Annotated in this window: 17 protein-coding genes, 1 tRNA gene and 1 other RNA gene; 9 read left to right on the top strand and 10 right to left on the bottom strand. The window is 27.6% G+C overall.

Annotation, left to right across the window (positions count from 1 at the left end):
- Positions 1-96 precede the first annotated feature (96 nt).
- The 8 genes from ACZ5RS_RS10300 (at position 97) to rnpB (ending at position 9,986) form a co-directional block, all read left to right on the top strand.
- On the top strand, positions 97-2,199 hold the full coding sequence (locus ACZ5RS_RS10300) for an ATP-binding protein (RefSeq protein ID WP_464635107.1): 2,103 nt from the start codon (positions 97-99) through the stop codon (positions 2,197-2,199).
- Positions 2,178-4,019, top strand: coding sequence for a hypothetical protein (locus ACZ5RS_RS10295; protein WP_464635105.1), 1,842 nt, complete (start codon positions 2,178-2,180; stop codon positions 4,017-4,019). Before ACZ5RS_RS10300 ends, ACZ5RS_RS10295 begins: the two co-directional genes overlap by 22 nt.
- 207 nt (positions 4,020-4,226) lie before the next feature.
- A tRNA-Tyr gene (locus ACZ5RS_RS10290) sits at positions 4,227-4,308 on the top strand.
- A 56-nt stretch (positions 4,309-4,364) separates the two neighbouring features.
- Positions 4,365-4,802, top strand: coding sequence for a YkgJ family cysteine cluster protein (locus ACZ5RS_RS10285; RefSeq protein ID WP_464635103.1), 438 nt, complete (start codon positions 4,365-4,367; stop codon positions 4,800-4,802).
- Positions 4,803-4,810: 8 nt separating this feature from the next.
- Positions 4,811-6,610, top strand: coding sequence for a DNA primase (dnaG, locus tag ACZ5RS_RS10280; protein WP_464635101.1), 1,800 nt, complete (start codon positions 4,811-4,813; stop codon positions 6,608-6,610).
- 26 nt (positions 6,611-6,636) lie between these two features.
- Positions 6,637-8,670 carry an RNA polymerase sigma factor RpoD gene (gene rpoD / locus ACZ5RS_RS10275; protein WP_464635099.1) on the top strand — a complete coding sequence of 678 codons (2,034 nt, stop codon included), beginning with the start codon at positions 6,637-6,639 and terminating at the stop codon, positions 8,668-8,670.
- A gap of 157 nt (positions 8,671-8,827) precedes the next feature.
- Entirely contained in the window at positions 8,828-9,634 is an 807-nt protein-coding gene (locus tag ACZ5RS_RS10270; protein WP_464635097.1) for a zinc ribbon domain-containing protein, read from the top strand.
- A 13-nt stretch (positions 9,635-9,647) separates the two neighbouring features.
- Positions 9,648-9,986, top strand: an RNA gene (gene rnpB / locus ACZ5RS_RS10265) — RNase P RNA component class A.
- Here the strand turns inward: rnpB and mazG are convergent.
- The 8 genes from mazG to ACZ5RS_RS10225 all read right to left on the bottom strand — a co-directional run bounded on the left by mazG (position 9,979) and on the right by ACZ5RS_RS10225 (position 17,178).
- Positions 9,979-10,803: a nucleoside triphosphate pyrophosphohydrolase gene (mazG, locus tag ACZ5RS_RS10260; protein WP_464635095.1), complete on the bottom strand. Its 825-nt coding sequence runs from the start codon at positions 10,801-10,803 to the stop codon at positions 9,979-9,981. The two genes, rnpB and mazG, sit on opposite strands and share 8 nt — an antisense overlap.
- 119 nt (positions 10,804-10,922) lie before the next feature.
- Positions 10,923-11,750, bottom strand: a complete 828-nt coding sequence (locus ACZ5RS_RS10255) for a hypothetical protein (RefSeq protein ID WP_464635093.1) — start codon at positions 11,748-11,750, stop codon at positions 10,923-10,925.
- Positions 11,751-12,425 carry a tetratricopeptide repeat protein gene (locus ACZ5RS_RS10250; protein ID WP_464635091.1) on the bottom strand — a complete coding sequence of 225 codons (675 nt, stop codon included), beginning with the start codon at positions 12,423-12,425 and terminating at the stop codon, positions 11,751-11,753.
- A gap of 72 nt (positions 12,426-12,497) precedes the next feature.
- A complete protein-coding gene (locus tag ACZ5RS_RS10245; RefSeq protein WP_464635089.1) occupies positions 12,498-14,201 on the bottom strand; it encodes a S1 RNA-binding domain-containing protein in 1,704 nt (567 codons plus the stop codon).
- Positions 14,202-14,220: 19 nt separating this feature from the next.
- Positions 14,221-14,880, bottom strand: a complete 660-nt coding sequence (gene cmk, locus ACZ5RS_RS10240) for a (d)CMP kinase (protein WP_464635087.1) — start codon at positions 14,878-14,880, stop codon at positions 14,221-14,223.
- Positions 14,881-14,883: 3 nt separating this feature from the next.
- The gene (locus ACZ5RS_RS10235) at positions 14,884-15,645 is read right to left on the bottom strand and encodes a pseudouridine synthase (protein WP_464635085.1); all 762 of its coding nucleotides are present in this window, start codon (positions 15,643-15,645) and stop codon (positions 14,884-14,886) included.
- 3 nt (positions 15,646-15,648) lie between these two features.
- Positions 15,649-16,224, bottom strand: coding sequence for an SMC-Scp complex subunit ScpB (gene scpB, locus ACZ5RS_RS10230; protein ID WP_464635083.1), 576 nt, complete (start codon positions 16,222-16,224; stop codon positions 15,649-15,651).
- 18 nt (positions 16,225-16,242) lie between these two features.
- Positions 16,243-17,178 (bottom strand): segregation and condensation protein A, encoded by a 936-nt coding sequence (locus ACZ5RS_RS10225; protein WP_464635081.1) that lies wholly within the window; start codon positions 17,176-17,178, stop codon positions 16,243-16,245.
- Positions 17,179-17,331: 153 nt separating this feature from the next.
- Between ACZ5RS_RS10225 and ACZ5RS_RS10220 the strand changes: the two genes are divergently transcribed.
- Positions 17,332-19,005, top strand: a complete 1,674-nt coding sequence (locus ACZ5RS_RS10220) for a lipoprotein N-acyltransferase Lnb domain-containing protein (protein WP_464635079.1) — start codon at positions 17,332-17,334, stop codon at positions 19,003-19,005.
- Between the two features lie 59 nt (positions 19,006-19,064).
- On the opposite strand, the gene ACZ5RS_RS10215 is transcribed toward ACZ5RS_RS10220, so the two are convergent.
- Both ACZ5RS_RS10215 and ACZ5RS_RS10210 read right to left on the bottom strand, forming a co-directional pair.
- A complete protein-coding gene (locus ACZ5RS_RS10215) occupies positions 19,065-19,937 on the bottom strand; it encodes a carbohydrate ABC transporter permease (protein WP_464635077.1) in 873 nt (290 codons plus the stop codon).
- Positions 19,937-20,857 carry a carbohydrate ABC transporter permease gene (locus ACZ5RS_RS10210; RefSeq protein WP_464635075.1) on the bottom strand — a complete coding sequence of 307 codons (921 nt, stop codon included), beginning with the start codon at positions 20,855-20,857 and terminating at the stop codon, positions 19,937-19,939. Before ACZ5RS_RS10210 ends, ACZ5RS_RS10215 begins: the two co-directional genes overlap by 1 nt.
- Between the last annotated feature and the right edge of the window lie 76 nt (positions 20,858-20,933).

Below are 20,933 nucleotides of genomic sequence, written 5' to 3'. Positions count from 1 at the left end.
AAATATAATTAATTATAGTTTTTTTTCTTCATTTTTTTTAATTTTGTTGAGATATTGTCTCAATAATGATATTATTTTTTTTCAGAAGAGTTTGTCATGAATAAAAAAAGTATTCCATTAATTATAGCAATAGTACTAATCATTTTATTTGGTTTTTTTACATTTTATAATTCATATAGAAATTTAGAAAAAAGTATTGATGAAGAAAGAGTACAATATATTGGAGAAATTGAACGTCAATTAGTTAGTAGATCTAATGAAATTCGTGACGACATTTCTTCTAATTTGCATTTTCTTTCAGTTTTATTAGAAAATGATAAACCAAATTCCTTTGTTGATGCAAAACTAAACTATGCTAAATTAAATACAAAAAATCAATTTCAATTAATTTTAGTTTCTGAAAACGGTATTTGCTATAATGTAGATGGATCAATTTTTGATTTACAAAACAATGAATTATTATCATCACTAATTATAGATAAAAACAATATTTCAAGTTTTGAGAGATCTTCTACTGGTCAAAATTACTTGATTACGGCACAACCAATAAAACCATTTAAAATAGAAAATGAAAATATAGTAGCTATAATGTTTGCTACTACTGAAGAATTATACAGAGAGAGAATGACATTACCATTATTTGATGGATTTGGCATGTCTTTTGTTTGCGATAGTTTAGGAAGGCTTTTAATAAGCCCACAAAAAGATAAATACGAAATAATGGGATATAATTTATTTGCATCTCTTAGAGAATTAAATGTTGATGATAATACCATTACAAACATAGAAAAAGACTTTTATTTAGGTCAAAGTAATTATTATTATTTTCAACTAGATGATAGATGGTTAATTCAATATGAAAGCTTTAATGAAGGAAAAGAATTTATTATAAGTTTAATCCCAGTATCGATAGTTTCTAATCAGTTAATTACTGATGTATCTAGAACAATCCAAATGGCATATATTACATTATTCTTCTTGCTTTTATTAATAATAATCTTTGTAGTAATTCTTTACGATATTATTACACAAAGAAATAGAACAAAGTTTGAAAGTGAAATTAGAGAAAAAGAAGCATTAAATAGAAGTGATTTCTTATCTCAAATGAGTCATGATATGAGAACACCATTATCTGCTATTGTTGGAATGACTCAAATTGCAAAAGAAAACGTTGATAATAAAAACGTAATAGAAGATTCTATTGAAAAAGTTAATTCATCAGCTAATTACATGTTAGATATAATCAATGATATCTTAGATTTAAGTAAATTAGAAAGTGGAAAATTTTCTTTGAACATTGAAGATTTCTCATTAAATCAATTGATAAGAAAAATTGAATTAATTAATCAAGCTAAAGCAAATGAAAAGAATTTGTATTTCAATGTTAGTTATAATTTTGATAATGAACTATGGTACAAAGGTGATAAACTAAGATTATCACAAATACTAATGAATTTAATATCTAATGCAATAAAATTCACTCCTGAAAAAGGCAGTGTAAATGTCAAAATTCAAACGGAGGAATTTGATTCAAAAACAGATTTAATAACTTTAATTGTAAAAGATACTGGAATTGGAATGAGTCAAGAATTCTTAAAGAAAATATTTACACCTTACTTACAGGAAAACTTAAGCATTTCTTCTGTATATGGTGGTTCTGGCCTTGGACTAACAATTGTAGACAATTTAATTAAATTAATGGATGGCAAAATCAAAGTAATCAGCGAAAAAGGATTAGGTTCTGAATTTATTGTAAAAATAAATCTTGAAAGAGTAAAAAATCAAATAACAAAAATTGATGATGAATGTTCTCATTTAGATTTCACTCAATTCAAAGTTTTATTTATTGAAGATCATCCAATTAACAGATTAATTGGAGAAAAGCAATTACAAAACTTAGGAATACAAGTAGATTCTGCTGAGAATGGTAAGATAGGCTTAGATTATTTCTTTAAAAAACCTCCAAAATATTATTCATTTATACTTACAGATATTAGAATGCCAATCATTGATGGATATCAAGTAATAAAACAAATTAGAAAATCTAATAGAATAGATAAAGATATTCCAATAATTATTATGAGTGCTAATGCAAAAGATGAAAAAGTAAACTCAGAATTTGATGTAAATGCAACTCTTTGTAAACCTGTAGAAGTAAATGAATTGAAGGAAGCAATATGCAAAATATTTATAAAATAAAGATAATATTTATTTTATTATTACCCTTACTGCTTTTTTCATGTAATAAACCAAATTTATCTTTTGGAAAAAAAGCTAAAAATGATAATAAAAACACTATTACTATTTTTGTTGATAATGATATTGATGAAGGCTCAAAACAATGGCTTAATCTTCTACAGCAAGAATTTAGTGAAGCAAATTTAGTCGTAAAAACAAATATTGTTAATAATGAAAAATATTTTTTAGAAAAATTCTTACAAGGTGAATTTGATGCTGATATAATCATATCAAAATATTTATCAAACAATAATAGTCAATATTTAGCAAATTTAGCTGGTAAATCTTTCTTCCCCGATTCTTTTTTTAATTCTTTAAAGAAAATGGATAAAGATGGAAATATTTACCTAATACCATTTACCAATACTAAAAAATATTTACTAATCAATAAGAACTATTTTGATTCATTAAATATTGAATTACCAGATAATGGCTTTGATGTTTTAAAAAGTTTTTCAAAAATAGATGATTTAGAAAAAGCAATTTACTTTAATAATAATTATAATTCTTCAGTTGAATCAGAAATCTTTAGCTATGCTTTTTCATTAACAGATGGACTTACAATCAAAGGGTTTAAATGGGCAAATGATCTAGAAGCAGGAGTTGCTAATGTTGGTGACTTAGATCTTACAAGTACATTTGATTTTATGGATAATTTTAAAAATCTTCCTTTAAATTTATCAGAAGATTCAAAGAAAGACTTAGATACTGCAATAAAAGAATTAGAGAATAATCAAGTTGGAATTTTTGAAGTAAACACCAATGATATAAGTAAGCTTAAAGATATATATAGCACAGATTACTATGTATTACCATTTTATTCGCCACTAGATGATAAGAACTATATATTAACACAAAACCAGTCTTACATCGCGGTAAACAAGAATTCTATGGAGAATAAAAAACAATTAATTAATGATTTTTTATATAAGATTTTAGGTTCTGAAGGAAATAAAATTATTGTAAATGATGATAATAGCTTATATTCTCCTATTTTTAATTTATCCTCTTCAATTTATGATACTTCATATATAAATGATAATTATGGAAATAAAAATGAAAATAAATTGGCTACTTTTTATATTTTTAATCGAGGAAAAGAATATTTATCCTCAGCAGTAGAACAGTATCTAAATAATCAAATAGATCGGGATGAATTTATTAATTATTGGCAGCAAGATGTATTAGTCAGTAAATTTAATTTAAACAAAGTAAATTTAGCGGATATAAATGATGATTTATATCCTAAAGACTGTTCTATGATTATAGCTAAATCTATATACTCACAATTTGATTGTGATGTTTCAATTATGACAGTTAGTAATTTAATAGATCAATTTGATAATATTAGATCAATGTATTCAGGATCCCCATATTTTATGGAAAAGGGGAAAATATATTGGGAAGATATAACAAATATAGTACCACCAAATGTAAATAACCAAATTGATACAAAATCTCAAAAAGTCATTACATATAATATATCAGGTGCTCAATTAGTTGATTTCTTAAACAATCAAATAGATAGCTTAGTATATTGTGGTATCAAAAAAATAAACAATGAATATTACCTAATTGATAATAATGGAAAAATTGAATCAATAAACCCAAATAAGAACTATAGAATAGCTACAAATTCAAATTTTTATCTACCTAATTATTCATTACCAAATTATCAAATTTCAGATATAAATTTAGTAGATCTACTGATGCGCTGGATATTAGACAATAGTCCAATCAGTTATAACTCAATTTACACATTTAACATTGTAGCTGATTAAAAATTCACATCAATTTTGTTAGCGAAAAATAAATAAATAAATTACTTTATATATTAATAAATCATGCTATAATTGAAGCTAATTGATAAAAAATAGGATTATTATTATATATTGATTTGTTTAGAAAATAATATTTTATTGAATTTTCATAAATTGGTTGACTATTTTATCAATATTATTTATATTCCTACATGTCTATTTGACAAAGGGGAGGTTCCCGAGCGGTCAAAGGGGGCAGACTGTAAATCTGTTGGCTCCGCCTTCGAAGGTTCGAATCCTTCTCTCCCCATTATGTGTAGGTCTTCTCGTATGAGAAGACCTATTTGCTTTAATCTGAGAGGTTTTATGGGCAAATTTTATAAAAAAGGGTTACAATTTGAATGTCAAGGTTGTAATTATTGTTGTAGTTGTGAACCTGGATTTGTTTTTTTAAGTGATGAAGATTTAAAAAACCTTTGTAATCATTTTTCTATGGATGAAGAAACATTTATTAAAACTTATTGTAGAAAAGTATCAATTGGTTTTGGTTATAGAATTAGTTTATTAGAAAAAGAAAACTATGACTGTATTTTTTTAACTGAAAAAGGTTGTAGCTGCTATGAAAATCGTCCACTACAATGCAGAACCTATCCTTTTTGGCCCAGTATAATGAATTCACAAGAAACCTGGAATGAGGAATCTAAAAGCTGTCCAGGAATTAATAAAGGAAAAAAAATAAAAGAAAAACAAATAAAAGATAATTTAGATCTTATGGATAATTTTATTGCAAAAATAGTTCAATAGGGGTTAGAGTGCCAAGAATATCACAACAAACAATAGAAAAAATAAAAAATAAAATTTCATTGTCTCAATATATTTCACGATATGCTGATGTAAAACATAAGCGTGGTAGTGATTATGTTTGTTGTTGCCCTTTCCATGAAGAAAAAACACCAAGTTTTTATATCCATGATGATAAACAATATTTTCATTGTTTTGGTTGTGGAGTAAGTGGGGATGTCTTTAAATTTGTTTCTCTTTATGACCATTTAAGTTGGTATGAGTCTGTTATAAAAGTTGCCGATGAAATTGGTGAAACTCTTGATTTTGATACAAAAGGTGCAAACAATACAAATTATAAGAAACGTTCAGAATTATATCTCCTTTATGATAGAAGCAGAGTTTTTATGCAAAATGTTTTAAAATCTGATATTGGTAATATTGCTAAATCTTATTTAAAAAATAGAAATATTAACAATAAAATGGTTGAAAAATTTTCATTAGGCTATTTACCAACAACTAAAGAATTCTTATATTCTAGAATTAAGAGCGGTAGTAATTATCAAGATGATTTTCTTAATTCATCTGGTTTGTTTTATAATGATTCAAGAGATTCTTTCTTCGATGGTAGATTAATATTTCCAGTTAGAACTTGGGATGGTAAAACAGTAGCTTTTTCTGCTAGAGATTTAAGTGGTATGTCAAAAGCTAAATATAGAAATTCTCCTGAAACGATTATTTATTCTAAGAAAAATAACTTATTTGGAATTTATGAATCATTAGATGCTTTAAAAGAGAAAAAGAAAGTTGTAATTTGTGAAGGGAATTTTGATGTAATAGCATTACATCAAGCAAATATTGATTTTGCTGTGGCCTCATTAGGTACAGCATTTACTCCAGAACAGGCTAGACTCCTTTCTAGATATGTTACTGAAGCCTATATATTATTTGATAATGATGAAGCTGGAATAAAAGCTACAGTTAAAACTTTATCAATTTTACAAGCACAAGGAATATCAAATTTTGTCATAAATTTTGAAAAATATAACGATCCAGCAGAATTACTAGAACAAAAAGGTGAAGAAGAGTTAAAAAAAGCCCTAACAAACTATACAGATGGGTTTATGTATCTTGTAAATAATGCTATAAAATTATATGATATAAAGAATTCAAAAGGTAAAGATGAAATTTATAAATATGTTAAACCATATATTGATGCTACAGATTCAGAAATAGAAAAAGACTCTCTTTTGCAAAGGTTATCTGAGCTACTACAAGTTCAACAAAAAAGTGTAATATCTCAGTATAAAAGAGAAAATGCTAACCAAAAAACATATGGTGAAAAACGTATGAATAAATTAGATATTTATCCTTTGACCAAAAATAGGTTTAATTTAGATTTGTTTATAATGTTAGTTATTGTAAATAACCGTATAAATTATAAATATTTTCGAAAAAATATATCGGTAAATGAACTTAGAGATGAGGAGGCAATCACTTTATTTAATATTTTAGAAGATTATTTTAGACTTAATGATGAAGATTGTGGAAATGATTATTTCTTACAGCTAATCGATGATCCCCAAATTAAGGCAGATGTTTCTTCTTCCTACTACATGGAAGAATTTAAAGAACAATATTGCAAAAATCAAATAGAAGAAGGAATTAATCGAATTAGGCTAAGAACCTTAGAAGCTGAAAAGAAAAGGTATGAAGAAATTTTAGAGATTGCACAATCATCGAACGATATTGAAAGTATAAAAGCTCTATTAAAAGATCAGATATTATTAGATCAAGATATTGCTGAATTAAGGGAAAAGTTAATCCCATAGACCAAAGAATAAGGAATATAAAAAGAATGCTGGATAAAAACCTTCTTTTAGATTTTGGATTGTTTTTCAAAAAAGCTGATGACAATAGTGATATTGCAGCTGAAGATTCAATTGATGATACAATAAATAGTGAAGAAGAGGAAAAAGATGTTAACTCTGAACTTTCTATTGAAAAAAGAGAAATATTAGAAGAAATATTAACAGAAATTGAAGAAGAACCTGATGAGTCTGCTTTTAATGAAGTTGAAGAAGACCCAGATGATGATGCATTTGTTAAAGATGATGTCGACGACGATGAGGACGAAGATGTTGATATAGATATAGTCGATTTAGATAGTGATAAAGTCATTATAACTTCAGATGATGATGATGACGACGATGATAAAGACGATGATGAAGACGATGATGATGACGACGATGACGATGATGATGAATCATTGATAGACTCTGATTTATCATATGATTCATTCGATTCTGATGATACTGTTGGTTCTTCTGAAAAAGTTATAGATATAAATTCTATTAGTAGCAGACAAAATTCACATAAAGAAGATAAAAAAACAACTGTTTTATCAAATTCAAAAGGTGATGTTGATGATCCTATTCGCTTATATTTAAGAGAAATTGGTAAAGAAAAACTTTTAACCGCTGAAGATGAAGTTGTTTTATCTAAAAAAATGGAAGAGGGTAATGCAATTATTCTTGAGGTTATTAAGGATAATGGTATATTAATTACTTTCTTTACAGATATTATTAATAAAATTGAAGCTAAGATTGATGAAACAGAAATGGAATTCTCTCAAAAAGAATTAAAAGAACTTTATGCTGAACAAAAGAGATACAATCAATACTATCGTGAACAATTAAATCCACATAAAGCTGCTATTAAAGAATATCAAAACTTAAAAGATGATTTAATATCAAAAAGTTTAGATTTCTTAAACGATAACAAATTTATCAAAAAAAGAGAAAAACTTTTCGCTGTATTAGATGAAGTAGAATTACAACCTGAAGAATTGACTGCAATTACTGAAAGATACATTAATGCTGAATTAACAATCATTGAATTAATGGATTTGATGCAGATTTTGCAAAACAAATTAAATATTACTTCTACTAAAGAATTACGCCAATTAGGTAGAGACTTAGCAACTAGAAGTAAAAGTAGCATAATTGAAGCTGATTTAAATATGAGTGCAAATGAAATTAAAGAGTTAATTTCTACTTATCAACAAACAGAAAAAACTTTAAAAGATATTGAATTAGCTTTTGAAGCTCCTAGAAATGAGATTCTTGAAGAAGCAGTAACTATTAAACGCGGTAGGAAAATGATGAAAACCGCAAAAGATAGATTAATTAAAGCAAATCTTCGTTTGGTAGTTTCTATTGCTAAAAAGTATACAAACAGAGGTTTACATTTCTTTGACTTAGTTCAAGAAGGTAATATCGGTTTAATAAAAGCTGTTGAAAAATTTGAATATCGAAAAGGTTATAAATTTAGTACTTATGCAACTTGGTGGATTAGACAAGCTATAACAAGATCGATCAGTGACCAAGCTAGAACAATTCGTGTTCCAGTTCACATGATTGAACAGATAAACAAAGTTGTTCGCGAATCAAGACTACTTATGCAATCATTAGGAAGAGATCCTTCTGATGAAGAAATTGCTGATAGACTTGGTTGGGATGAAAAGAAAGTAAAAACAGTTAAAAATGTAGCTAGAGAGCCTATTTCTTTAGAAACTCCAGTTGGTGAAGAAGAAGATTCATTATTATCTGATTTTATTGAAGATAAGGATGTTGAAAATCCTGCAACTCAAACGGCATATCGTTTATTACAAGAACAATTGTTAGATGTATTGCATACTTTACCTCCAAGAGAACAAGAAGTATTAAAGATGCGTTTTGGTATTGATGGTGGTTATTCCCTAACACTTGAAGAAGTTGGATTATATTTTGGTGTTACTAGAGAAAGAATTAGACAAATTGAAGCAAAAGCTCTAAGAAGATTACGTCATCCAAAGAGAGCAAAACAATTAAAAGACTTTATTAATACTTAATCCGTATTGGTTAAATTAATTTATTTATTATTAAGAATAAATATTCTTGATAATAAATATTATTTATGGTAAATTTTATGCCTGTGTGATTTAATAAAAAATGGCATATATATACAAACTCAGAGATGAGTTAAGATTAGATTTTCAGGAGAAAGTGATGCAAAAAGAAGTATTCACAAAGCTAGAAAAACTTCAAGAAAGCTTAAAAGCAAAATTCAATGTAGAGGAAGCTATAAAACAACTACCTCATGAATTAAAACTTAAAAAAGCTCAACTTGAAAAAATTAGAAGTGATTTTGAAGAATTAGATTCAACAGTTCAAACTATAGAAAAAGAGTGTAAAACTCTACGTTTTGAATATGATAATGCAGTTATTGCTCATGAAAACAATCAAAAACAGATGGAAGTGATTTCTACACAAAGAGAATTTGAAGCATTAGAGAAACAAATAAGTGATTCACATATTTTAGAACAAAACTTATTAAAACAATTACATGCTAAAGAAAAATCTTTGACTCAATTACAAGAAGAATTAGAACAAAAAAGAATTGTTCTTGAAGAAATTGAAGAAGAAGTTAAAACTGAAGAAACAAAATATGATGAAATTCTTGTTGAAAAAATGAAAGAAAAAACTACTTTAGAAGAAGAATGTAATAGAATTGTTGAGGAATATGAAATTTCTCCTGATTTATTCAAAAAATTCTCAAGTATTGTTAAAAACAAAGAAGGTTCAGGTATTGTTCCAGTTCATGATAATGTCTGTGAAGGTTGTCACATGCTATTGCCTGTACAATTCGTTAATGATGTTAGATCATTAGAAAACATTGAGTTCTGTCCATATTGTTCTCGTGTTTTATATTACGAAGAATCTGAATTTGTCAGTGATATTGATTCAATGGAAATCGAAGAAGGTTCATTAACTTCATTCGCTGATGAAGAAGAATTTGACTTAGATAATATTTAATTTAAATATTGAAGTAGGTTTTTTAGATAATCGCGTACAGTCTTTTCTGTATGAGGAAAGTCCGGGCTCCATAGGACATAACGCCGGGTAACACCCGGGAGCAGTAATGCTATAGAAAGCGCAACAGAAAATAAACCGCCTTGAAAAAGGTAAGGGTGAAAAGGTGAGGTAAGGGCTCACCGCTTAACTGGCAACAGTTAAGGCACGGCAAGCCTCGTTAGGAGCAAGTCCAAGCAGTGAGTTAGTGGTCCGCTTTATTCTCACGGGTAGGATGCTAAAGATTTATAGTAATATAAGTCGTAGATAGATGATTATCATTATACAGAACCCGGCTTATTAAAAACCTACTTTTCTTCTTTTTTTACTAAATCCCAAACATGATTCAATTGATCAACATTCTTTGGATCTATTGGGATTTCTTTTTCATCACAGATTGTTTTAACTTTATTGAATCTATTCTTGAATTTATTTGTAGATCTTCTTAGTGCTATTTCAGGCTTAATCTTTAAATATCTTGAATAGTTTATTACTGCCAATAAAAGATCTCCCATTTCTTCTTCAAGAGCATCTTTATCTTTTAATTCATCAGCCTCAATTACTTCGGCTAATTCTTCATGAATTTTATCTATAACACCTTGTTTTGAATCCCAATCGAAGCCAACTTTACTTACTTTCTTCATGCATTCATAAGAATACTCTAATTGAGGTAAAGATTTTGGAATCTTTTTAAAGAAATCTTCAGCATCATCATATCTTTTTTCAACATTCTTTTTTATATCATTCCAGATTGTAATAACTTGATCGCTATCAATATCTTGTTGAGAAAATTCTGAGTTAAATACATGAGGATGGCGTCTTACTAATTTCTGGCAAACTTCATTAATGCTATCTATAAGACTAATATCATTGTATTCTTGATGAATTGTTAATAACATAATCAAATTTGTTAACATATCCCCAAGTTCTTCAGAAACATTACTTAAATCATTATTATTAATTGCATCAATGTATTCATAAGTCTCATCTATTAAATAAACAGCAAAATCTTTGTTTGTTTGCTTTCTATCCCATGGACATCCATTATCGCTTCTTAAAAGTACAGTTATCTCCTTAAGCTGAGATAATGCTGCAGAAAGTGTATCGTGTTTTATTAATTTTAAATCAATCATGTTAATAGATTAATTATAATTATGAAAAAAATAAAGTAGGTATATTAAATATAAGAATATAATTTTCTAGTTAACAGAATATATATTATTTACAAAATAAAAAAACATTAAAATAAAGCTTATAATTCAATTTCACCAATTTCATGTAAATGACTCCAAACTAAATTAGAGAAATTACCTTCAATTGACATTGCAACATAAACAATCACTTTATAGTTTGATGAAATAGATCCCTCATCATTAACTATATAATCTAAATCACTTTCACTAATGCCAGAATTTATAAAATTATCATTATTATATCTTGTTAATATTATATCAGTCTGAGAAGAATCTGAAGAAACAAAAATTGGAACTGAAGTCGTTTCAGTTAATTCAAAATTTTTATTCAATTCATTAAATGATAAATTGAATAATGCACTCTGATCTACACCAAATTGATTTGAATCATCATATAAATTAGTTTTTAATAAATAATTTTGTGGTAATTGATCTAACTTTTTATTAAATTTAAATTTGTATAATTTAACATTATATTCACCACTTTTTACACTTAATACGTAAGGATTACCATCTTCTTGATTAGTATCTAATCTCTTTGAATATGGTGTTGTAACATATTTAGCGTTAAAGGCACTAATAAATCCAGGATCAGCATCTGTTGGACACACAGCATAAAAATAACACAATGATGGCGAATCTTCAAAATCGTACGAATAGTTAACTGTTTCACTATTATATATATTAAAACTTAAGGTTGTATCAAATTCTATTTTATTAGCATTTGGTTCTGATGAAAAATCATAATAGGATCCATCAGTTATTTTCCCATCATGTAAATATAATAATGTAGGTATTCCACAAGAAATTAAAAAAAATAAAGACACAAAACAAGTAATCGCTCTACTTAATTTAATGTGTCTTTTTAAAAAATTGTATTTTTTCATTTAATAGTTTAGTAAACTATTTTTTGCAAGTTTTCCATATTCAGAACTTGAGAACTGGTCAGCCAATTGTTGGAATTGACCTTGAGCTAAATCTGAATTACCTTGCTTTTCATAAATACGAGCTAAAGTAAACATAGCTTTTGGTGTTTCAGCAGCATCATTACCATAAACATCAATAAGTTCTTGGCAATATTCAATTGCTTTTGCATCATCACCTAATTGCTCAGCACAAACTGCAGCATTACTTAATGCTAATGAACCAAGATATGTATTTTTAGCATCATCTTTAATTACTAAGAAACTATCTAATGCAGCTTGATAATCTTTATCATTATATGATTGTAAAGCTAATAGATATGAAGATTTTAAACCTACATAACCTTTTACATCTTCAAGAGCTTGTAAATCTGTAATAGCTTGAGCTAAATCATCTGCATAAGTTTCAGAATCTGGATTTGCAGTAGCAGTTGAAAGTTCAGTTTGAGCTTTATCTAAAGCATCAAAGTTTTTAAGAGCTTTGTTATTCATTACTGCATTTACAATACCAATAACTATAACAGCAATAACTAATACAATAGCAATAATACCAAGTAATTTTTGATTATTACTTAAGAAATCTGATAAATGACTTTCAAGTTGTTTATCTTCTGTATTGAAATTATCTTTTTTACTCATCAAAAAACTCCCTTTTTAAGAAATGTAAACAGGCGGCAAAACTTCCCGCCTGTTTTGAATTATTTACAAATTTTAGTTATCGTCTTTAGAAGCCATTAAATCTGCAAATGTAAAAGTATCCTCTTCATCATTATCGCTTTGAATGTACTTAGCAATTTCTGATTGTTGTGAACGCTTAATCATTTCTTTAATTGAAAGTGAAAGTTTTTGAGTACTTGGGTTACATTCAATAACCATTGCTGTAATACTATCACCAACATTATATTTCTTTAATACATCATCAGTAAATTCTTCATCTGGTCCAACTAAGTTATATTTACTAATTAAACCTTCGATTTCACCAACAACCTTAACAAATACACCAAAATCAGTAACATTTGAAACTGTTCCAGAAATCTTGCTATATTTTGGATAGTCTTTTCTTAATACTTGCCAAGGGTTTTCTTCTAATTTCTTAACACTTAAACGAATTCTTCTGTTATCTGGTTCAACTCTTGTTACAACAACATCGATTGAATCACCTTCTTTACAGAATGAAGACATGTTTTTAATTCTCTTTGTCCATGAAATATCATCAACATGTAAGAAACCATCAATACCTTCTTCAAGATTAATAAATGCACCACTATTTGTAATTTTTACAACAGGCTTATTTAATGTCATGCCAATTGGGTATCTTTCAGCAATTGTATCCCAAGGATTTTCCATTAATTGTTTTAATCCTAATGATACTCTCTTCTTGTCTAAATCATATCCAAGAATCTTAGCATTAACTACATCACCAATCTTTAGAATTTCTTTTGGATTGTTAACTCTCTTAGTCCATGTTAATTCTGAAATATGAGCTAAGCCTTCAACGCCTGGTTCAATTTCAATAAATACACCAAAACTTGTAAGTTTAGTTACTGGTGCTGTGATAACATCGTCAACATGATATCTTTGTTCAAAAGTTGCCCATGGATCTTCGCTCATATGTTTTAAACTTAAGTTTATCTTTTGAGTTTCTGGATCAATATTAATTAATCTTAATTGAACAACTTGACCTTTTTTTACAAAGTCTTTTGGTCTTGTTACATGGCCCCAGCTCATATCATTGATATGTAATAAACCATCGAATCCACCTAAATCAATAAATGCACCGAATGAAGTAAATGATTTTACAACGCCTTCTACTACATCACCAATTTTAACTGCTGAGAAGAATTTTTCTTTATTTTCTTTAATTTTGTTTTCTAAATATTCTCTACGAGATACAACACTTTTTAGTTTTGTACCAGCATGAAATTTATCAATTACAAAATAATCTGTAATGCCGATTAATGATTCTGGTTCTTCAACACGAACGATGTCCGCTTTTGATAATGGACAGAATCCTTTATAATCACCACCTAGATCTACTTCAAATCCACCTTTGATAACTTTAATAAAAGTTCCTTCAACAGGTGTTCTACCTTCAGCTGCTTGCTTTAATTCTTCAGTGCGTTCTTTAGCATCTGCACGTCTTTTTGAAACGATAATTTGACCGTGCTTACCTTCTTTTGAAACAATAACAACTTTTACTGTGTCACCAACTTCTGGTATTTCTTTGAACTCACTACGAGGAATCTTACCCTCGCTCTTGTAACCGACGTCAACAAAAACATACTCGTTATTTACCTGAACCACAGTTCCGGTCACGAGCTGACCGTCTTCGATGCCATCAAGAGATTTAAGATATTCCTCCTGCATTAACTGCATACTGGTTTTCTTTTCTTCAATTTCACTCTCGTTAGCCACTTGCTTTCTCCTGATCCTACTAAATTCCTATATTTCTCGCAAAATCTTGCGTATTTATAGCTTTTATCACTTTCTCACAAACTTGCATAATGGTCAAGTACGAAGTGTCAATTATTATTGCATCATTTGCAATCTTTAGGCTTCCAACAGGTTTTTCTTTGTCATTTTTGTCCCTCTTTTTTATTTCAGACAAAATTGTTTCAAAATCCTCTGCTTCAGTCTGTTGTTCAAACCTTCTTTTAGCTCTTATTTCAGCATTAGTGTCAAAGTAAAATTTAAATTCTGCATTAGGAAAAACAACTGTTGTTATATCTCTTCCTTCTGCAATAATATCTAAGCCTTTAGCAATTTCTCTGATAGTATAATTCACAATTTCTCTTATTCTTGGGTCAACACTAACTGGAGAAACAAACTTATCTACTTTCGGGGTATGTAACTTGTCTTCGACATCTTCACCATCTATACAAACTTTTGAGTTTTTTACACTAAGTGTAATACTTTTTGCTGTTTCAAGAACAGCATCTTTATCTAATATATCATCATGATTTAATAAATGAGCATATGTAATGGCTCTATAAAATGAACCTGAATTTAAATAATATAAATTTAACTTTTTTGCTAATAAAGCAGCTATTGTACTTTTACCTACACCAGCAGGTCCATCTATTGCAATTACCATAACCTATTTTCCTTTACCAAATTTTATACTTTTTGAACTTTTTGCATTTACGCCATTTAAAAGATCTTGAATCTGATTATATGTTAATTTCTTATATTGTCCTGGTTCTAAATCACCTAATTCAATATTACCAATTCTAATCCTACACAATTTCTTTACATCATAACCTAATGCACTAAAAATTTTTCTAATTTCTCTATTTTTACCTTCAGTTAAGACTACTCTAACCCAACCTCTAGTTAACAATTGGAAACTTTTAATTTTATAAGGTCTCTTTTGGTCTATATAAATACCATCTATAGCCTTTAATAAATCAGTTTTTAAAACTTCTTTATCTGCTTGAACTAAATATTCTTTTTCAATTTCATTTGAAGGATGCATAATTTTATTTGCAACGTCCCCATCATTTGTATAAAGAATTAAACCTGTAGATTCTTTGTCTAATCTACCGATATGGAATAGTAAATGCCAATCGTTTATATTAATCAATTCTCTTGCATATAATTTTTCATTGGGGTCAAAATTTGTACATACATATCCTTTAGGTTTATGTAAGGCAAAATAATATGATTTTTCTACAGGTTCTATTGTTTCATCATCGAGTTGTACTACATCTTCTCTATTAACCTTAGTTCCTAATTCGGTGACTCTTTTTGTATTAATTTTTACACGGCCTGCTGTAATCAAAGTCTCACAAAATCTTCTACTTCCGCAACCACTTTTAGCTAAATACGCTTGTAGTCTTATTGGATATTCTATTTTCAAAATCTACTCCTCTACTTCGTCATCTTCAATAAATCTTTGTTTATCAATATCTGATAACTTAGGTAGTTCACTTATACTTCTTAAATTAAATTCTAACAAGAATTTTCTAGAAGTTCCATACAAACAAGGGTGTCCTGGAACATCTTTTCTACCAATTACTTTTATATATTCCCTGTCTCTCAACAAACGAACAATAGAATCACTAGAAACTCCTCTAATATTATCTATTTCCCTTTTTGTAACAGGTTGACTATAAGCAACAATTGAAAGTGTTTCAAGTGCTGCCTTGCTTAATCTTTTATCAACTTTTTTACCATAACACTTTTTTAACTCATTATGTAAATCTTTTGATGGTAAAAATTGAAATCTATCATGTTTTGCACTTAAAACAATTCCATGCATAAAGGTTTCAAAATGTTGTTCTAATTCATCTAAAGCTACAAAAAGATCTTCTTCTTTTAAATTTGTCATGCGTAATAATTTATCTTTACTGACACTATCATTTTCTAAAAAAAGAATTGTTTCTACTAAACGTGCATTAGGCGTTAAAATTGAATTTACTTTTTTCTTATCGCTCATAAAACCTCTATATTAATCTTAATCTAAATCGATTTCTTCAAATTCTCCAAATTCCATTAAATCATTTTCTTCTTCACTCAAAGATTCATCATTAATTGAATAATCATCTTTATCAAGTTCATCATTAAGTTCACTTTCACTATATAAGCCTTGATCTATAGCTTTTTCATACATTTCATCAATTAAATCTGCTTCATCATCTTTAATTGTAACTTCTGATCTTTTTTTAATTATAATGGTTTCATAAGGTATTTTTTGTGCAATATAAATCATTTTAAATTTACAAGCTTCCAATATAGCCATAAAAGCACAAATAATATGTAAAGGCTTATCTAAATGAACTATTAATTCTTCAATAGTCAACTCATCTTTATTTTCAAAAATTTCATTCATTAATGCCAATTTTTCATTTACACTAACTTCTTCATAAACATTAAAGACTTTTGCTGGAGATATTTTTTCAATAATTGAAGTAAAAGTTTTTAATAATTTATTTAAAGTTATATTTTCAAAAAGCTGTTGATCATCAAAAGGTATCATAAAAGTTGATTTTTTTCTTTCAATATATAAATCATCAGAATTTGCAGTATTTGTTAATAGTTCAGTATATTTCCTGTATTTTTGATATTCTAATAGTTGTTGAACAAGATCTTGGCGAGGATCTTCATAATCCTCATCATAATCAATATCTACAGGTAAAAGCATTCTACTCTTTATATATAATAAATCTGCTGCCATTTTATAAAAATCAGATAATTGATCTAATTCTATAGTATCATCATTATTAATATATTCTAAAAACTGTTCAGTTATTAAAGCTATAGGTATATCATAAATATTTATTTGAGATTTTTGAATTAAAAATAATAATAATTCTAAGGGTCCTTCGAATGAAGGTGTTTTAAAAGAATGTGAATTATCTTTTTTATTTAGCTCTAAATTAGAATCTACCATCTATTAATCTCAATCTCGCTTTATTTTTTTTATATTATACATATATCTTCAAATAATGTAAATTTATAAATTTTACTTTAATTTTGCAAAAAAAAATATTTTCAACAATTAAATATTACATTATACTTTAGCCTAATTGCTTAAGGAAGTTTTATGAAGAAAATTATTATTTTACTATTATTTTTAACACTTGTGAATAATTTATATGCTTCAAATATTGACGATTTAGCCAATAGTGATGAATGGCATAATTTATTATTAGATGATGCGTATGGTAAAGGTTTTGTAACAGATGATAGCAAAATGTTTGCTTGTGGAGAAAGAGATTATAAAAAAGAAATAAATTATTTGATAAATAATCAGAATCCAGAATTATATAATTTATATCCTGCAAGATATGAATGTATCAACAGAAATTTAGGGATGGATATTCCATATCTAGAAAATAATACAGAATTACAACAATATTTAGATTCTCATGATTATGATACTCTATCCATTGCACTTTCTGAACCAATTAATGACCAATTGATGAGTACCTTTGGACATGCAATTGTTATATTAAATAATAAAAATGAGAATATAGGAGATGGAGTAAGTATTAATTTATTTGCACATACTGATAATATTGGAAGTCTTGATTTAATAAAACGAGGTTTAACTGGAGATCTTATTGGATATTTTGATTTTGATGTAGCTTGGAAAATTTTTGAAAACTATGCTGTAAAAATGCAAAGAGAATTAGTTGTTTTTGATACAACTTTAACTAAGGTACAAATTAAGAGAATTTTACTTATGGTTTGGGAATTACAACATGCACCACTTGATTATCAATTTATTAAAAGAAATTGTGTCAATGGAGCTGTCTCTATATTAGACTATGCTGTTGGAAATTTAGCTCTAAGAGATCAAGCTAATACAATTTTACTTCCATATTCTTTAGTAAAAGTACTAAAGTTAAATAATTTAATTAACGATATCACAACATACAGTGCCGCAGATAATCAAATAGGACTAGAACTTGATAAATCTGTTGTTGATGATTTTGATATTAGAAAAACGTATTGGTCAAAAGATGCTTGGGAAATAAAAGGAATGGTTAGAACTGTAGCACCTTATTATCCTCATCCTGATGAATCATATAGACCATATTATATAAATAATAATCTTTCATACATTGGAGTACAAACAAACTATAAACCTAACTCCCCATCTCCACTTTCCTACAATCTTGAATATAGATTATTAAATGCTGACACTTGGGAAAGAGTATTTAGCTCTCCAAGAAATGTAAAAATGATAGTTGGCAAAATTGATTTATATTATAATTCAATAAATGATTTTGGACTTAATGAGTTTATATTATGGCAACAAAGTACATACAATAAATATAAATTCTATAATCATAAAATTTCTAGTGACTTTAAAATTGCATTAGATAATGATTTTAATGATAAAAAACTAAAACCTTATGTTTCCATTCAAAAAGGAATCAGTTTTGGCCTTTCCTCTTTAATTGATATTCCTTATGATCCACTATTAATTTATTTTATGGGTGATGTAGATATTATATTTGACTATTTAAGTGGAAATTTAGGTTTAAATGCTGGACTCTTATATAAAAACACAAAATTCATGATAAATCTTGATGCTTATTATTCTATTGCTAATTTGCCATATAATCCAAGTAGCATCAAATCTAACCGCTTTGATTTAATTTCAATGTATAGAATAAATGATAGATTTGTTTTTGGGGCCAAGTATGATATTTTAGAGAATGAAGTTTCAGCCTCATTAAGATATTATTATTCACCTTGGGGCTTTTAAATAGAAAACACCTTCAAAGTAAAAACTTTGAAGGTGAACTTTTAAATACTAAAAGAAAATTAATTCTTCATACCTGTCATTACTATTCCTTCTACAAAATATTTCTGTCCAATTAAATAGAATACAACACCAGGTACAAATGACATACAAGTAGCACACATAATTTTAACCCAATCAGTACCTAAAGAACCTTTAAATTGAGTTAACCCTAAAGCAATTGTAAACTTATCTAAAGAATTGATATAAATAATCTGTTGTAATAAGTCATTCCAAATTATTATAAATAGCAATAAAGCAACTACAATCATAGCAGATTTAATTGCAGGAATTATTATATTAAAAATAATTCTCCAAGTACTAGCACCATCAATAGTTGCAGCTTCGTCTAATTCTCTAGGTATTGTTTTAACAAATTGTCTTATTAAGAAAATATTAAACGCTCCACCACCACAAAAATAAGGTAATACTAATGGAATATAACTATCACTTAAATGAAATAATCTAGTCCACATAACATATAAAGGAACTAAAGTAACCATAGTTGGCAAAAGCATAGAACCAACACATAAAGTAAATAAAAACTTCTTTCCTTTAAATTCTAATCTAGCAAAAGCATAACCTGATAATGTTGCAGTAAAAGTTCCTCCAACTACAGATGGGACAATTATAAGCATAGTATTTTTTAAATATTTCCAAAATGGGAAATATTCCATTGTCTTTGAATAATTGCTAAACAACCATTTTGAAGGCATAAAGCTTGGAGGATAAGCATACAACTCTGAATTAGTCATTAAACTTGATCTGAACATCCACCAAATTGGTAATAGTACTAAAGCTGCAAAAAATACTAAAACTATAAAAGAAATAATATTTGCTACTAAAGTCTGTTTTCTAATACTTGATAAAGCTTTTGAATTATTTGTATTTTGCATTAATTATCTCCTTCATAGAAAATCCAAGATTTACTTGTTTTAAATAAGATAATTGTCAAAATTGCTATTATTATAAAAAATATTGCAGAGATTGAACAAGCATATCCTAAACGATTACTTATAAAAGCATATCTATAAAGTAAATATGTTAAGAATGAGGAAGAATTCTCAGGACCCCCATTTGTAAGAGCTAATGCTGGTGTTACTACTTGCATATTAGTAATTAATGACATCAATAAATTATAGAAAATAATTGGAGTCATTGAAGGAATTGTGACATTCCAAAAACGTTGCCAAGAATTAGCACCGTCAATTTCTGCTGCCTCGTGATATACTCTAGGTACATTTTGTAATCCAGCTAAGAATATTACTATTAAATTCCCAGATAACCAAACAGCAATTAAGGCAAGGGAGGGAACTACTAATTTTGAATCTGCAATAAATAACATTTTCTCTATCCCAAATACAGATAAAATATAGTTAAATAAACCAAAATTAGCCTCATACAACCAAGACCAACCTATATAAACTGCCATTGCTGGTAAAACATATGGTAAATAAAAAACTGCTCTAAAAAAACCTCTAGCAGGGACCTTTCTATTCAATAACATTGCTATAAACAATGAATAAATCATTGAACCAATAACTGATAACAGAGCAAAAACAACTGTAACTCTAATAGAATCATAAAAATATGGGTCTGTTGTAAATAGCTTAATATAATTTGACATTCCAACAAATACAGGATTGATAGCACCTTTCCCCCACTTAAAAAATCCTAAAACAAAAACACTAATTAAGGGAATATAGGTAATAAAAATCAAGCCAATAATTGAAGGGAAAATACAAATATAAGCAGCTTTAAGTTCTTTTCTTGCTTTTAAACTTGTTTTTCCTTTTTTATCAGGGGCTTTAACCATAAAAAAACACCTCCAAATTTAAAGTTTATGGGATAACATATTTCAATTATCCCATAAACAATCTTTAATAAGCTTC

It is taken from the genome of Pleomorphochaeta caudata (genome assembly GCF_055395745.1).
This window is presented reverse-complemented; position numbering and strand designations above follow the sequence as displayed.